This window comes from Streptomyces lavendulae subsp. lavendulae, from assembly GCF_002803845.1.
In the GTDB taxonomy this organism is placed as follows: Bacteria; Actinomycetota; Actinomycetes; order Streptomycetales; family Streptomycetaceae; genus Streptomyces; species Streptomyces lavendulae.
Genome location: NZ_CP024985.1, coordinates 7,408,284 through 7,422,770, shown reverse-complemented (window position 1 = coordinate 7,422,770; position 14,487 = coordinate 7,408,284). Strand labels below are relative to the sequence as shown.

The 14,487-nt window shown below is 76.8% G+C and carries 12 protein-coding genes; 5 read left to right on the top strand and 7 right to left on the bottom strand.

Annotated features, from left to right (window positions below; all coding sequences use genetic code 11):
- Nucleotides 1-53 precede the first annotated feature (53 nt).
- Both SLAV_RS33215 and SLAV_RS33210 read left to right on the top strand, forming a co-directional pair.
- On the top strand, nt 54-548 hold the full coding sequence (locus SLAV_RS33215; RefSeq protein ID WP_030231306.1) for a MarR family transcriptional regulator: 495 nt from the start codon (nt 54-56) through the stop codon (nt 546-548).
- Nucleotides 549-722: 174 nt separating this feature from the next.
- The gene (locus SLAV_RS33210) at nt 723-2,234 is read left to right on the top strand and encodes a DEAD/DEAH box helicase (protein WP_078950375.1); all 1,512 of its coding nucleotides are present in this window, start codon (nt 723-725) and stop codon (nt 2,232-2,234) included.
- A gap of 57 nt (nt 2,235-2,291) precedes the next feature.
- On the opposite strand, the gene SLAV_RS33205 is transcribed toward SLAV_RS33210, so the two are convergent.
- The 6 genes from SLAV_RS33205 to SLAV_RS33180 form a co-directional block, all read right to left on the bottom strand.
- Nucleotides 2,292-3,227: a class I SAM-dependent methyltransferase gene (locus SLAV_RS33205; RefSeq protein ID WP_030231312.1), complete on the bottom strand. Its 936-nt coding sequence runs from the start codon at nt 3,225-3,227 to the stop codon at nt 2,292-2,294.
- Between the two features lie 142 nt (nt 3,228-3,369).
- A complete protein-coding gene (locus SLAV_RS33200; RefSeq protein ID WP_030231314.1) occupies nt 3,370-4,296 on the bottom strand; it encodes a TIGR04222 domain-containing membrane protein in 927 nt (308 codons plus the stop codon).
- A 76-nt stretch (nt 4,297-4,372) separates the two neighbouring features.
- Nucleotides 4,373-4,987 (bottom strand): hypothetical protein, encoded by a 615-nt coding sequence (locus SLAV_RS33195; protein WP_051841032.1) that lies wholly within the window; start codon nt 4,985-4,987, stop codon nt 4,373-4,375.
- Nucleotides 4,988-5,089: 102 nt separating this feature from the next.
- Complete coding sequence (locus tag SLAV_RS33190) at nt 5,090-5,824, bottom strand: SDR family oxidoreductase (protein WP_030231323.1); 735 nt, start codon at nt 5,822-5,824, stop codon at nt 5,090-5,092.
- A gap of 136 nt (nt 5,825-5,960) precedes the next feature.
- A complete protein-coding gene (locus tag SLAV_RS33185) occupies nt 5,961-6,491 on the bottom strand; it encodes an SRPBCC family protein (RefSeq protein ID WP_051841033.1) in 531 nt (176 codons plus the stop codon).
- 51 nt (nt 6,492-6,542) lie between these two features.
- Nucleotides 6,543-7,550, bottom strand: coding sequence for an NUDIX domain-containing protein (locus SLAV_RS33180; RefSeq protein WP_051841034.1), 1,008 nt, complete (start codon nt 7,548-7,550; stop codon nt 6,543-6,545).
- 369 nt (nt 7,551-7,919) lie between these two features.
- Between SLAV_RS33180 and SLAV_RS33175 the strand changes: the two genes are divergently transcribed.
- The 3 genes from SLAV_RS33175 to SLAV_RS33165 all read left to right on the top strand — a co-directional run bounded on the left by SLAV_RS33175 (nt 7,920) and on the right by SLAV_RS33165 (nt 13,325).
- The gene (locus SLAV_RS33175) at nt 7,920-8,537 is read left to right on the top strand and encodes a hypothetical protein (protein ID WP_030231345.1); all 618 of its coding nucleotides are present in this window, start codon (nt 7,920-7,922) and stop codon (nt 8,535-8,537) included.
- A 94-nt stretch (nt 8,538-8,631) separates the two neighbouring features.
- Nucleotides 8,632-10,443 (top strand): RNA ligase family protein, encoded by a 1,812-nt coding sequence (locus tag SLAV_RS33170; protein WP_030231360.1) that lies wholly within the window; start codon nt 8,632-8,634, stop codon nt 10,441-10,443.
- Nucleotides 10,443-13,325 carry a poly(A) polymerase gene (locus tag SLAV_RS33165; RefSeq protein WP_030231378.1) on the top strand — a complete coding sequence of 961 codons (2,883 nt, stop codon included), beginning with the start codon at nt 10,443-10,445 and terminating at the stop codon, nt 13,323-13,325. The genes SLAV_RS33170 and SLAV_RS33165 overlap by 1 nt, the downstream gene beginning before the upstream one ends.
- A gap of 223 nt (nt 13,326-13,548) precedes the next feature.
- Here SLAV_RS33165 and SLAV_RS33160 read toward each other — a convergent pair whose 3' ends face one another.
- Nucleotides 13,549-14,466: an NADP-dependent oxidoreductase gene (locus SLAV_RS33160; RefSeq protein ID WP_030231388.1), complete on the bottom strand. Its 918-nt coding sequence runs from the start codon at nt 14,464-14,466 to the stop codon at nt 13,549-13,551.
- Nucleotides 14,467-14,487: the final 21 nt, after the last annotated feature.

Sequence of the window (14,487 nt, the reverse complement as noted above, 5' to 3'; positions counted from 1 at the left end):
GCAGGATCTTTTATCTCACGAGCTAAGTAACTTAGATACTAAGGAGTGTGTGGGTGCACGGCAAGACCCGCCCCCCGGTCACGGCCGGGGAGGCTCTCGCGCGCATGGACCGGTTCGTGGCACTCGGGCTCATCGGGCAGCAGGAGATGGCGCAGCGGCTCGGCCTGAACGTCACCGATCTGACCTGCCTGGGCCACGTCCTGGGAGCCGCCGACGCCCCGCTCTCCGCAGGCGACCTCGCCGAACTCACCAACCTGACCACCGGCGCCGTCACCGGGGTGATCAACCGCCTGGAGCGCGCCGGCTATGCGCACCGCCGCCCGGACCCGGACGACCGTCGCCGCGTACGGGTGGTGGCCGATCCGGCGGCGACCGTGCGGGTCGTCGCCGTGTACGAGCCCTTCTACGCACGGCTCGGCACGCTGTTCGCCGACTACACCCCCGACGAGATCGCCGTCATCGCCGACTGGTTCGAGCGGGCGGCGCAGGAGATGCGGGCCCATCACGAGGAGGTCTGCGGCGACCCACCCGGCCCCGCGGCACCCTAGGCCCCGACTGGTAAAATGGGCGGGAAACTTCAGGCGCGGGGCGCTTTGGCCCGATGCGGACACGTACGACGAGCCGGGGCCGTACCGAGGGGTACGGGCCCGGCTCGTCGCCGTTCACGGTCCCGTCCGCCCGCCGCGCCCGTCCCCTCCCGCTCTCTCCACGGAAGGTTCTGCATGAAGAACCCGTCAGCTCATGGGCGTTTCGGCATCAAGGCCGGAGCGAAGGCAGGCTCCAAGCCGGGAGCCAAGCGCGGCGGTGCCGGCAAGACGCCGCGGACCCTCGGTCCGCAGGGCGAGTTCGCCATGCCCCGGACCGGCACCCCGGCACTGCCCCCGGTGGCCTCGTTCGACGAACTCGGCCTGCCCCCTGAGCTGGTGACGACCCTGGCCGAGCAGGAGGTGCGCGAGCCGTTCCCGATCCAGGCGGCGACCCTGCCCAACTCCCTCGCGGGCCGTGACATCCTCGGCCGCGGCCGTACCGGCTCCGGCAAGACCCTCGCCTTCGGCCTGGCCCTGCTGGCCCGTACGGCGGGGCAGCAGGCGGACCCGAAGCGGCCGCTCGCCCTGGTCCTCGTACCGACGCGGGAGCTGGCGCAGCAGGTCACCGAGGCGCTGGACCCGTACGCGCGGGCGCTGAAGCTGCGCATGGCCACCGTCGTCGGCGGGCTCTCGATCGGCCGCCAGTCGGGCGCGCTGCGCACCGGCGTGGAGGTCGTCGTCGCCACCCCGGGGCGGCTGAGCGACCTGGTCGGACGGCGTGACGTGCACCTGGAGCGGGTGCGGATCACGGTGCTGGACGAGGCCGACCAGATGTGCGACATGGGGTTCATGCCCCAGGTCACCGAGATCCTGGACCAGGTCCACCACGCCGGACAGCGGATGCTGTTCTCCGCGACCCTGGACCGCAACGTCGACCAGCTGGTGCGCCGCTACCTCAAGGACCCGGTCTCGCACTCCGTGGACCCGCAGTCGGCCTCGGTCGGCACGATGGACCACCACGTGCTGCACATCCACGCGGCGGACAAGATCTCGGCGGCGACCGAGATCGCCGCGCGCGAGGGCCGGGTGCTGATGTTCCTGGACACCAAGCACGGCGTCGACCAGTTCGTGAAGCACCTGCGGGCCATGGGCGTACGGGCGGAGGGGCTGCACAGCGGCAAGTCCCAGCCGCAGCGCACCCGGACCCTGGGGCAGTTCAAGGACGGCCTGGTCACCGTGCTGGTCGCCACCAACGTGGCCGCCCGGGGCATCCACATCGACGACCTCGACCTCGTGGTCAACGTGGACCCGCCGGCCGACAGCAAGGACTACCTGCACCGCGGCGGCCGGACCGCCCGGGCCGGTGAGTCCGGCAAGGTCGTCACCCTGATCACGCCCAACCAGCGGCGTGACATCACGCGGCTGATGGCCGACGCCAAGATCCGGCCCACCATCACCCAGGTGCGCTCCGGCGAGGCGGCGCTGAGCCGGATCACCGGGGCGAAGGCGCCCTCCGGCGTACCGCTGGCCGGGGCCGCGCCGACCGACGCCAAGGGCCGCCCGAGCGGTACCGACCTCGGGTTCCGCGGGATCGGCACCCGCCCGGGCCGGCCCGGCAAGGGCAAGGAGTCCCGCAAGACCATCGAGGCGCGCCAGGCGGCCGAGGCCCGCCGCGCGGCCCGGGTCCGCAAGGGCCTGACGCCCTGACGCCGCGGCGACGGCCCCCACCCGCCCGGGTGGGGGCCGTCGCCGTACGTGCCGTGCTCAGCCCCGGCGGCGCCGGCGCCGGGCCACGATGGCGCGGGTGAGCAGCGGCGGGAGCAGGTCCTTGGCCAGTCGGCGCCAGTGGACCGGCTTCCCCGCCGCGGGCCGCGCGGGGGCGGGCGGGGCCGCGACGGGCTCCGCGGGCGGGCGCAGCGGCTGCGGCGCGGGCGGCGCCACCACCCCTTCGTCGCCTATCCGCACCAGCGGGTGCCCGGCCACCACGTCCACGCCGTGCCACAGGTCCGTGCGGCCCTCCAGCCAGGCCAGCAGCGCCGACTGGTGCGGCACCGGGTCGCCCCAGGTCGCGTAGAGCTTCGAGGCGGAGACGGCGATCACCCGCAGTCCCTCGGTGGCCACCGCCGCCCAGACCGCGGCGGCGACGCCGGGGCAGTGGGCGGCGCGGTAGTCGTCGAAGACCACGACGGCGTCGGGGGCGGCCACCAGCCGTGAGGAGGCGATGTCCTGGACCACGTGCTCGTGCAGGTGGGAGGCGTCGACGTGGACGAAGCGGCAGCTGCCGGGGCGCACCCGGTCCGCGACCACGGAGGTCGGGGCCTGGATGACGGTGGGCAGCGCCGGGTGGAAGGCCAGGTAGTTCGTCTCGAACCCGCGGCGCGTGAGGGTGGGGTAGGAGTCCCGCATCTCCGCCAGGTTGAAGTCGTCGGGCGCGGGCGAGTCGAAGAGGTCGCAGACCGTGAACTCCTCGCCCTCCCGCAGGTATCCGGCGAGGAAGATCGCGCTCTTGCCCATGAACGCACCCAGTTCGAGGATGTCGCCCGATGCTTCGGAAGTGGCGTTCTGGCGGCTCAGGAACCAGTCGAAGAGCGTCTGGTCGTAGGCCGAGAACCAGCCCTTGACCTCGCTGAACGCACGGGGCTCGGGCGGCGCGGGCTCGGCGTCGGGGGTGGTGACGGGAGCCTGTGAAACGTGCTGCACGGAGAGTCATCCTCCAGCGGAATGGCATCGGTCCAACGCTGTTACCCGGCCAGGTATGCAGAAGATAAACCCCCGAACGGCGGATGGCGAGCTTTTCGGTACTACGCCCTCCGCTCCGCCCGGCCGCAGGTCCGGGCGGACCTCACAGGCCTCCCCCGCATCCGCCGCATCCCGCGCAGCCGCCACCGCAGCCCACTCCCCCCAGGGCCGGCGGGTCCGAGACCGTGGGGGCGGAGGTCTCCCGCGAGCCGGCCGGGGTGGTTTTCGGGCGGACCGGCGGGGGCGGGCCCGCCAGGGCCGTGGCCAGCTCCGCGAGCCCCCCGCCGGGAGTCACGCCCCGCAGGGCCGCGGCTGCGACGGTCGCCCGGATCCGGGTGGGCAGCTGGACGGACCGGGCCGGGCGCGGCTCCCAGGCGTCGTCGGCCAGGGTCGCACGGTAGAGGGCGCGACCCGTCCGCGTGCCGTGCCCCAGGGCGTACCGGCGGGGACGCCGGACGCGCACCACCGCCCAGGCGCCGAGCGGGAGGGCGAAGGCGACGAGCGGCCACAGCGGTCCGTCCCCGGCGAGGACGGACCAGACGACGGCCCCGGCGCCCGCGCAGCCCGCCGCCACCGCCGCGACCGCTTCGAGGACCTCGGCCCGCCGGGCCCGCCCGGCGTACGCCTCGTCCACGGCCAGGCCCTGCGCGACCAGACGGGCGACGACCCGGCCGACGGCGGGCGAGGCCGTGACCGCCGACCGGACCGCCCGGGCGTCGCGCGCGGGCCGGTTGCCGGGCGCCGCGAAGACCGCGGCCTCCACCTCCTCGCGGGGCCGCCCCGCGGGCGACACCCCGTAGGTGCCGACCACCGGGAGCCGGCCGTTGGCGTGGAGCACCGCCATCGCGGTCTCGGCGACGGCACGCCGGCCGTCGCGCAGGTAGGCCACCTCGTAGACCGTCAGGGGTTCCCCGGCGCGCCGGGGTGTGCGGACCGGTGGCCCGGCCATCCGCCGGAAGGCCCGGATCCGCCAGGCGCAGGCCGCCCCGAGCAGCAGGACGGATGGAACGAGAAGGATGAACCGCCACATCTGTGCCCCCCGGCGCCGACTGCCTGAGGGTGAGTGTGGGGCCGGGTACGGGGTGCGGCAACACCCCGTACCGGACCTATGCCGCGCTCCTGCGCAGACGCTGGGCGGCGGTGTTGCGCACGCGACGGGTGCGGGCGGAAGCGGCGAGGAGGGTCAGGGCCTCGCGGGAGGCGAGGGAGCGGGCGGCCGTGTTCTGGCACCAGTCGGAGGCCGTGGCGAGCTCGGCCGGGTTCCAGTCGGTGCCCGCCTCGATCGCCTTGAGCAGGCTCCACTCGCGCAGCCTGCGGGCCGGGAAGGCGTGGCCGTCGAGGACGGGGTGCAGGGCGCGGGCCCAGTCGGGGAACTCCGTGCCGGGCAGCAGCCGCGGCGCGCGGCGGTCCAGGTGGGTGACCACCGCGCTCTCGGCCATCACCGGGTCGGGGTCGCGCAGGACGGCCGCGACCGCCTCGGCCTCCCGCGGGCCGCCCGCCCGGGGCCCTCCCGTGACGGCGGCGACTGCGGCCAGCCGGTCGAGGTGGCGGGTGTAGCGCCACCGCCCGGGGACGGCGGCCTCCCGGGACGCCTCCTGCGGTGCCTCCCCCGGGTCCGCCACGGGACGGCGGAGGGCCGGCTCGGTGCCCGCGGGCGCCGCGGCCGGGTACGCCGGACCGCCTCCCGGCGGCCGGCTCGTCTGGTGGTCGCGTATCCCCATGCCTCCCATTCCACACGACCGGCGTGAACGGGGGGCGCCCAGGGGTACCCTCCGCGCCCGGGAGCCCCGGACCCCGGGCGCGGAGCGGGGTGACGGGCCGGCTCAGACCTGCTCGAAGTGGAACGCCTTGATGAAGCAGTCGCGGGGCTGCCCGACGGCGAAGAAGACGCAGTCCACCAGCGACTGGGCGGTCAACGGGTCCTTCGCCGTGCGCGGGGCGCCCTCCCAGGCCTGCGAGAGCGGATCGTGGTTGTCGAAGTCCGGCGGGTAGAGGGAGATCACGCGGACGCCCTGGTCGCGGAGCCGGCGGGAGAGGGTCGCGGTGAAACCCGCCTGGGCGCTCTTGGCCGCGTAGAAGGAGTCGTGGGCGTCCGAGCGCTGGTTCCCCGGCTCCCCGCAGCCGGAGACCATGGTCACGATGTCCGGCATCCCCGACTTCAGGAGCAGCGGGAGGAAGGCCTTCGTCGCCAGGACGGTGCCGGTGGCTCCGGAGGCGAGGGTCTCCACCACGTCCTCGTCGGAGGCGGACAGCAGGTCGGTGCCGTGCTGGTAGCGGGACCCGTTGTTGACGAGGACGTCCACGTGGCCCGCGCGGGCGGCGACCGCGGCCGCGAAGCCCCGCACGGACGCCGGGTCCGTCAGGTCGCAGGCGTACGCGTGCACGCGGTCGGCGTCGTGCCCCTGGGCGAGGATCTCCTCGCGGACCCGCGCCGCGGCTTCGGGTGTACGGGCGGAGAGGTGGACCTCCGCGCCCTGCGCGGCGAAGCGGAGGGCAAGGGTCCGCCCGAAGTCCCGTCCTGCGGCGGTGATGACGACGCGGTGGTGTTCAAATGCCATGGCCAGCACTCCGATCAAGGGTCGAATTCCATGATCGCAGTCCCGGCCCGGGGCGCTGCGCCCCTCCGCCGGGCGCAGCGGAGGCCGTCCGCCGGGGAGACGCGGGCCGCGGCCCGGGCGGGGCGGACGGCGAGGGTCAGCGCCCGTGGGCCTCGTACCCTCCTGCGCCCTGGCCGGACTCGTGTCCCGGTTCGGGCAGCGGGGCCCCCGTCTCCAGCAGCGTCTTCAGGCTGGAGGCGAGCATCGGCCAGGCCCGCGCGCACATGCCGATGAGGGTGCCGCCCGGGGTGAACCCCTCGTGGCGGACCGTCAGGCGGGCGAGGGTGTCACCGACCGGCTCGATCTCGTACGTCACCGTCGTGCGCGGCTCTGCCGCCAGCTCGGCGCGCAGCTCCTCGCCGATGCCGGCGGACTCGGCCCACTGGGGGCTGAAGGTGTGCCAGGTGTACGAGAGCCTGCGGTCCGGGACGCACTCCAGGACCACCTGGGCCGGGTCGCTGGTGCGGGCGCCGCGCTCGACCCAGGCCATGGGCGAACCCACCGCCCAGTCCGTCTCGAAGCTCAGGCCCCAGTACCGGCGGGTGAGGGCCGGCTCGGTCAGGGCCTGCCAGACCCGGGCCGGATCCGCCTGGATGTAGAGGGTGTAGTCGATCACGCTGTCGCTCATGGCCCCATGCTGCGGGACCGGTTGCCGCCCGCGCGGGATTTGAACGGGGCGTCACCAGCGCAGACCCTGTTCGGGCAGTTCCGTGGGCGGGGTCCGGGGCGGGGCGGGGAGGGCGAGGCGGGCGCGGGCCGCGTGCACCGACGCGAGTTCCTCCCGGCCGGCCGGACCCCAGTCGCTGAGCTCGCGGACCTGCTCCGGGGTGGCCAGCAGCCGGGCGTACGCCGGGTCCACGGCCGGGGTGAGGGCCGTGAGCCGGGCCGCCGTGCGGGCCGAGGCGCCCCCGTCGGCGTACCGGTGGCCGAGCGCGAGCGCCCCGGCGGTGGGTTCCGCCGCCGGGCCCGGCAGGTGCGCGGCGCCGGTGGCGCGGGCGATGAGCAGGAGCACCCGGCCGTCGGGGGCGAACAGCCAGCCGGAGCGTTCCCGTACGGGCAGGTGCGCGGGGAGCGGGCCGGGGTGCCAGGTGCCGTGCTGCGGGGTGCGCCGGGTGCGCAGGACGCCCAGCCGGTCGAGGTCGGTGGGGTTGGTGGGGCGGCCGTCCTCCAGCAGGGCGGGTCCGGAGCCGTTGATCCGGGCGCGCAGCGCGGACAGGGCGCGGCGGGCGTCGCCCGGGTCCATCAGGGCCGGCAGGTCGGCGGGTTCCGCGAAGTCGATGCCGGTGATCTCCCGGTCGGGCAGCCGGACGGAACGGATCCGTTCCGGGGTCCAGGTGCCGCCGTCGTAGACGTGCAGGATCTCGCCGGGGAAGCGCATCTCGGGCGGGAAGCCGGGGGTGTCGGCGGGGATCCAGTCGACGGCGAGCCCGCGCGGGTAGTGGCCGTCGACGCCGAGTTCCTCGCGCATCTCGCGGGCGGCGGCCGCGGCGGGCGACTCGCCGGCGTCCACCGCGCCGCCGGGCAGGAGCCGGTCGGGGCGGTAGTCGACGCTCTGGACGAGGATCCGCCCGTCGGGGTCGGTGACGAGGACGACCGCTCCGGTCCAGAGGGCGGCGCGCGAGGCCCCGTACTCCTCCGGGGTCATCCAGGTGCCCGTGCGCTCGGGGTCGTCGGTCAGCTGGGGCATGGGAACTCCGTTCACCGTGGGTGGACCCGCCGCGTGTGCAACAGCGGGCGCGGCCCCCGGGTTACGGCGGCGGCCCCGGAGCCGCCGGATCCGTTTTACCGTCCCTATACCTCCTTATTACCTGGTTATGTCGATCTTGCTAGAGTGCGCCGTGCGGGCCGTCGGGGTGAAAGCCGCTGGCCCGACCACGTAACCGGCCGGGAGGGCACGAGCGCCGTACGCCGCGCACCGCGTACGGAGCGTGCCGATCGGCCCCCGGAGCGCGGGCGGTCGGCCGCGCGGCTCTCCGGGGGCGGTGCCGGGGGCGGGGCTCACCCGTCCGTGTGAAGGAGCGCGCCCGGCGGGGCTCCGGTGCGGCAGGGTGGGCGGATGCGTTCGCGCCGGGCCCTGCCGGGCCGCCCCGCCCCGTCCGTTCCCGCGCCCCCGCCGCGGACCGCGCCGCCGACCGCGGCACTGCGCGCGCGCCGGTCCGTGCCTCTGTCCGTGCCGCTGTCCGTGCCGCTGCTGCTCGCCGTGCTCGTGCTGACCGCCGGGTGCGTGACCGTGCGGCCCCCGGACCCCGCCGGGGCGCCCCGCACCGCCGAAGCCGCCCGTACCGCACCGGCCCCGGCCCGCCCGGCGCCGGTGCGGGAACTGCCCCTGGGTCCGCTCCCGGAGGCTCCGCCCGCCGAGACCGGGGCCGCTGCGCCGCCGGATCCGGCGCCCGCGGACGCCGCCGGGCCCGGGGCCGACGGGCCGGGAGCGGCGCCCGCCCCGGAGCCCGCCCGTCCGCGCCGGGACGACTCCCCCGCCCGCCCGGCGCACCGCGGGCCGGCCCACCGCGGGCCCGCCGCCGCCCCCGCTCCCGCTCCCGCCGCCAAGCCGCGCGCCCGCCGGCCCGCGCCGCCCGCGGCCCGGCCCGCGCCGGGGCGTACGTTCGACATGGCGCCCCTGTGCGCGGCGGCCCGCGGGAGGGTCGACCCGTCCATCGTGGCCCTGTGCCACTGAGGCCGGGGCCCGTGGCGGCGGCAAATTGGGTGGATGCTCCTGCTCCGGATACCTAGAGTGACCGGACACCCCGTCACCCGGCAGGAGCCCCACCATGCGCACGCACTACCCCCGTACGGCGCACCTGCCGTGGTCCCCGGGAGCCACGCCGGACGACGTGCGCGCGAGCGGGCCGTCGGCGCTGGCCGGGCGGGAGGTGGTCGTCACCGAGAAGCTCGACGGGGAGAACACCACCCTCTACCGGGACGGCCTCCACGCCCGCTCCCTCGACTCGGGACACCACCCGTCACGCGCCTGGGTCAAGGGACTCCAGGGCCGGATCGGCTCCGGCATACCCGAGGGCGGGCGGGTGTGCGGGGAGAACCTCTACGCCCGCCATTCGCTCGCCTACGAGGAACTCGACAGCTGGTTCTACGGGTTCTCCGTATGGGACGGCGACCACTGCCTCGACTGGGACGGGACCGTGCGCTTCCTGCGCCGGCTCGGCGTCCCCACGCCGCGCGTGCTCTGGCGGGGTGTCTACGACGAACGCGCGCTGCGCCGGCTGCGGGTCGACACCACCCGCCAGGAGGGCTACGTCGTCCGCACGACGGCGGGCTTCCGGCGCGAGGACTTCGGCCGCTGCGTGGCCAAGTGGGTCCGCGGCGGCCACGTACAGACCGACACCCACTGGATGTACGCCCCCGTCGTCCCGAACGGGCTCGGCGCGAACGCCCCGCTGTGGGCGGTCCGTTCGGGCTCGGAGCCGGACGTGGCCGGGCTGTTGGCCGCGGTCGGATCCGGCCCGGACCGGGCCGGGGGGCGCGACGGGCACGGCGACGCGGACCCGGACGCCGCCGCGGACGCCGCCGCGGCCGGTGTCGGGCGCGCCGTCGCCGAGGTCACCGCCCGGCTCGACGGCGCGGGCCGCACCGGGGACGCCCGGCTGGCCGGGGTCCTGGCCGCCGCGCTGCACCGCGAACACCGGGCCGCCCTCGGCGCGCGGCTCGCGGCGGGGCCGCTGGGAATGGCGACCGCCCGTCGGGTGGCCGACCTGGTCGGGCTGTACCCGGCCCTGCGGCGGCCGTTCCCGGACGAGGAACGGCGGGCCGGGCTGGTCCGGATGGCGGCGGCGGCCGACGTCGGGGTACTGCACGCACTGGCGGCGGCGCTGCCGGGCGGGGAGGACGACCCCGGGGCGCGGGAATGCGTCGAGTGGTCCGCGCTGTACGCCGAGGAGGCGGGCCTGCTCGGCCCGGACCCCCTGGGCGGACTGCGGACCGGGCTGCGGGAGGCTCTGGCCGGTCTGGACGGGGACGCCGCCGACCGCTGTTGGGCGGAGGCCCGCGAGGCCTACGGGCGGGGCGCGCTGTCCACCCCCGAGGAGGCGGTGGCGGCGACCTGGCGCTGGCGCGACGCCGGCACCTTCCCGCGGCTGGTGCAGCTGTGCGGCCCCTCGGGCAGCGGGAAGAGCACCTTCGCACGGGGCCTGCCGGGAACGGACGCGTACGTCAGCCTGGACGACCTGCGCTCCGCCCGCGGTGCGCGCGCCGACCAGCGGGCCAACCCGGAGGTGCTGCGCGAGGGGCTGGAGCGGCTGGACCGGGCGCTGGCGGCGGGCGGCACCGTGGTGTGGGACGCCACCTCCCTGACGGAACGCCAGCGCGGCCTCGCCGGTGCGCTGGCACGGCGCCGGAACGCGCTGGTCACCCAGGTGGTCGTACTGGTCGGGGAGGCGGAACTGGTGCGGCGCAACGCCGTGCGCCCCCACCCCGTGCCCGGGACCGTAATGGAGGCGCAGCTGCGCCGGTTCGCCCCTCCCTACCCGGGGGAGGCGCACCGCACCTGGTACGTGGGCGCGGGCGGCGCGGTGGAGGACACGGCGGGCGGCGCGGGGCCCTCGCGCGGCGAAGGGGAGGGCGTCTGATGCGTACCAGCGAGCAGTTGTACCACCAGGTCCGGTGGGACCCCCGGTTCGATCCGGCGCGGTTCACCCTCGGCCTCCTCCAGCGGGGCGCGGCGCCCAAGCGGGTGCCCCTGCCCTCCTTCGTGCCCGGCGGGGACATCCCCTGGCACCGGGTGCTGTTCGTGGAGGCCGACGACGAGCTGGTGTGGGACCGGGCCACCGGGGTGGACCGGATCGACCAGACGGAGGCCGGGCGGGTCCGCGACGTCCGCGTACTGGCCTCCCCGTTCTTCACGGCCCGGACCCCGCACGTGTGGGACCCGGCGGACGGCGGTGCCTGGCGGCCCGCGGCCGCCGGACCCGCCGGGCGGCCGCCGTCCCGGGTGCGGCTGCTGACCTGGAACGTCCTGTGGGACCGGTACGACGCCCCGCACATCGCCACCGCGCGGCGCCGGCCGCTGCTCCTGGCCGCTCTGGCCGCGGCCGACGCCGACGTGATCGCCCTCCAGGAGGTCGAACCGGAGCTGCTCGCCCTGCTCTTGGCCGAACCGTGGGTGCGGGCGGAGTACCGGCTGGGCACCGATCCGGACGGCACGGACGTGGCCGACAACGGGCTGCTGCTGCTGAGCCGGCTGCCGGTGCGGGAGGCCGGCCTGCACCGGCTGGGCCGCCACAAGGCGGTCACCGCCGTCACCGTGGACACCGAGGGCGGGCCGCTGGTCGTCGCGGCGACGCACCTGAGCAGCGATCACTCCGAGAACGGGGCCGGCCGGCGGGAGGCCGAACTGGCGCGGCTCGCCGAGGGTCTGGCCGGGGTCGACGGGCGCGTCGCGCTGCTCGGCGACTTCAACGACGGCCGGTCCGGGGACCGGGGGCCCGCCGCCGCGCTGGGGCTGCGGGACGCCTGGACCGAGGTCCACGGCCCGGCGGACGACACCCCGACCTTCGACCCGGGGGCGAACCCGCTGGCCGCGCTGTCATCGCTGTCGGGGCGGGCGGGCCGGCTGGACCGGATCCTGCTGCGGCCGTCCGGGGACGTCCGGGTGCGGGAGGCGGCGCTGCGGGGCGATGTGCCGGGGCCGGAGGGGCTGTTCACCTCCGACCACTTCGGGGTGGAGGCCACGCTGGAGTACGGGGCCGGTGCCGCGGGCGCGGGTGCCGCGCTGAGCGGCGTACCGGTGACGGCGCGGACGGCGGTGGCGTGGCTGCCGCCGCACGACCCGGCGGTCGAGGAGCTGCGCCGGGCGCACGACCCCGGGGCAGAGCGCTGGCCCGCGCACGTGAACCTGCTGTTCGGCTTCGTGCCGGAGTCCTCCTTCGAGGAGGCCCTGCCGCTGCTGGCCGCGGCCGCGGCGGACACCCGGCCGTTCACGGCCCGGCTGGAGGGGGTGCACTCCTTCGGGCACCGGGAGGAGGCCACCCTGTGGCTGGACCCGGCGGCGGGACCGGACGGTGACGCCCCCTGGCGGGAACTGCGCCGGGCCCTGGTGGACCGGTTCCCGGAGTGCGCGGGCCGCGCGGACGGCTGGACCCCGCACCTGACGCTGGGCCGCAGCCGGGATCCGCGGCGGGCCGAACGGGATTGGGCGGCCCGGCTCGCCGGGGGCACCGCGACGCGGGTGGGCTCCCTGGCCGTACTGTCCCGGCGCGGGGACGGACCCATGCGGGTCCGGGCGACGGTGGCCCTCGGAACGGGCGGGATCCGGTGGATCCGGGAGCCGGCCCCCACGACACCGGCGGGGTCGGACGCGGCGGCGGAGACATACCCTGCGGAGACATCCCCCGGCGACGTGGTTGCCGGGCGGGTCGCGGCGCGGATCGCGGGGGCCCTGTCGCAGGGGATCGTGCGTCCGGCAGGGTCCCGCCTGATGGGGTGTGCACTGCCTGGCGCCGATCTGGACCTGGTGGCGGTGCTGCCGGGCGCGCCGGACGTCGCCGGGGTGCGGGCGCGGGTCGCCGCGGCCCTGCCGGAGGCGGAGCGGCTTCGGGAGGTGACCGGGGCCCGGGTGCCGGGGCTGCGGCTGCGGGCGTCCGGGCTGGACGTGGACCTGGTGGTGGTAGGCGCGGGTGCGCTGGAGCCGGCGTCGGCCGTGGAGCGCCGGGCGGAGCTGGGTGAGGCGGCCTCGGTGGCGCTGAGCGCGCTCACCGACGCGGACGCCGTACGGGAGTCGGTGGGCGCCGACCACGCCGCCTTCGCCCGGCTGGCGCGTGAGGTGAAGGCCTGGGCGCGGGCCCGCGGTCTGGACTCGGCGCCCTTCGGGGGGCTGCCGGGGCTCGCCTGGTCGGTGCTGGCCGCACGGACCGTCCGGGACCACCGGGGGCTGTCCGCCGGGTCGCTGCGGCGGGAGTTCTTCGGGACCTGGGCGGCCTGGGACTGGACGCGGCCGGTGGCCCTGGCCCCCGGCGCCCCTTCCCTGCCCGGGCCGGACCCGGTCACCGTCCTCACTCCCTCCGCGCCGGTCCGCAGCTGCACCGGGCAGGTGGGTGCCGGCGTGCGGGACCTGCTCGTACGGGAGCTGTACCGGGCGTGGGAGCTGCTGGAGGAGGATCCCGACGGGCCGGGCCGGCTGCTGTCGGCGCCGCCGCTGCACCGGCGGCACGCGGCGTGGGTGGTGGTGGACGTACGGGCCGACGCGCCGCGGGAGTTCGAGGAGCGGCTGGGCCGGACCCGGGGGCGGGTGCGCGCCCTGCTCGGCGCGCTCGCGGACGCCGGGGTCCCGGACGCGCACGCCTGGCCCCGTCCGTTCGAGCGGACCGGCACCCTGGCCCGGTACGCGATCGGACTGGGCCCCACACCGCCGGACGCCCCGGCCCTCGCGGCGCTGGCGGCCCCCTGGTCGGCCGGCCTCCCCGGCGTGGCGGTCACCCGGGCCCTGAACGGCGAGGTCCCCGACCTCCCCTGACGGAGGCCCGGCGGCCGGGGGCCGCGAGCAACGGACGCACCGGTCCCCGGACCCCCGCGGGCTCGTTCGGGCACGCCCGAGGGCCGGGGCCCGGGCAGCCACCGCTCCTGCGGCGCGGCCGCGACCGTCCGCCGGGGCCACGGATGCGAGCCGCCCGCCGGGCCGAGGGGGAGGTCCCACCACCCGGGGCCCGTACGGACACGGGATCGACGGCAGCGGCCGGTCAGACCTCGATGACGATCTTGCCCGCGGTGTGGCCGGCCTGGCTGAGGGCGAAGGCCGCCGCGAGGTCGGCGAGGGGGAAGGTCTCGGCGACGGTGACCGTCAGCTGTCCCGCGTCGGCGAGGGCCCCCAGGGCCATGAGGTCGACGCCCGCGGGGCGTACCCACATCCACTGGCCGCCCGCGCCGAGGACCGTGTGGTCGGCGATCGAGGCGTGCCGGCCGCCCTCGGCGAGGACGGCCAGGGTGACGTCGAGGACGCCCCCGACGAAGTCCGCGACGACGCTGACGCCCTCGGGGGCGAGGGCGCGGACCCGCTCGGTCAGCCCGTCCCCGTAGGCGACGGGCTCGCAGCCCAGGGAGCGCAGCCGGTCGTGGTTGCGCGGGGAGGCGGTTCCGATGACGCGCGCGCCGAGGGCGCGGGCGATCTGCACGCCGAGGGATCCGACGCCGCCGGCCGCGCCGTGGACGAGGACGGTGTCGCCCTCGCCCGTGCCGAGCCGGGTCAGCAGCTGGTAGGCGGTGAGCCCGGCCAGGGGCAGGCCGGCCGCCTGCTTCCAGCTGAGGGAGAGGGGCTTGGGCGCGAGGGCCCGTACGGGGACGGTGACGTACTCGGCGAAGGTGCCGCCGTGCACGTAGTCCTTGCGGGCGTAGGCGATGACCTCGTCGCCGACGGAGAACTCGGGGGTGTCGATGCCGACGCGCTCGACCGTGCCGGCCACGTCCCAGCCCGGGACCACCGGGTGGACCACGTCCATCAGGGCGTCGAGGCCGCCCGCCATGATCTTCCAGTCCACGGGGTTGACGGAGGCGCAGCGGACGCGGACGAGCACCTCGCCGGGGCCGACCTTGGGGACGGGCTGCCGGGTCTCGGAGAGCACCTCCGTCCCGCCGTACGTCTCGTACGTCATCGCCCGCATGGTGGCCTGGGTGTCCTCCGG

What these genes read in the sequence shown, in the direction of transcription:
- SLAV_RS33210 (WP_078950375.1), top strand. Translation starts at nt 723, where the DNA reads ATGAAGAACCCGTCAGCTCATGGGCGTTTCGGCATCAAGGCCGGAGCG.
- SLAV_RS33200 (WP_030231314.1), bottom strand. Translation starts at nt 4,296, where the DNA reads ATGTGGCGGTTCATCCTTCTCGTTCCATCCGTCCTGCTGCTCGGGGCG.
- SLAV_RS33195 (WP_051841032.1), bottom strand. Translation starts at nt 4,987, where the DNA reads ATGGGGATACGCGACCACCAGACGAGCCGGCCGCCGGGAGGCGGTCCG.
- SLAV_RS33190 (WP_030231323.1), bottom strand. Translation starts at nt 5,824, where the DNA reads ATGGCATTTGAACACCACCGCGTCGTCATCACCGCCGCAGGACGGGAC.
- SLAV_RS33185 (WP_051841033.1), bottom strand. Translation starts at nt 6,491, where the DNA reads ATGAGCGACAGCGTGATCGACTACACCCTCTACATCCAGGCGGATCCG.
- SLAV_RS33180 (WP_051841034.1), bottom strand. Translation starts at nt 7,550, where the DNA reads ATGCCCCAGCTGACCGACGACCCCGAGCGCACGGGCACCTGGATGACC.
- SLAV_RS33175 (WP_030231345.1), top strand. Translation starts at nt 7,920, where the DNA reads ATGCGTTCGCGCCGGGCCCTGCCGGGCCGCCCCGCCCCGTCCGTTCCC.
- SLAV_RS33170 (WP_030231360.1), top strand. Translation starts at nt 8,632, where the DNA reads ATGCGCACGCACTACCCCCGTACGGCGCACCTGCCGTGGTCCCCGGGA.
- SLAV_RS33165 (WP_030231378.1), top strand. Translation starts at nt 10,443, where the DNA reads ATGCGTACCAGCGAGCAGTTGTACCACCAGGTCCGGTGGGACCCCCGG.
- SLAV_RS33160 (WP_030231388.1), bottom strand. Translation starts at nt 14,466, where the DNA reads ATGCGGGCGATGACGTACGAGACGTACGGCGGGACGGAGGTGCTCTCC.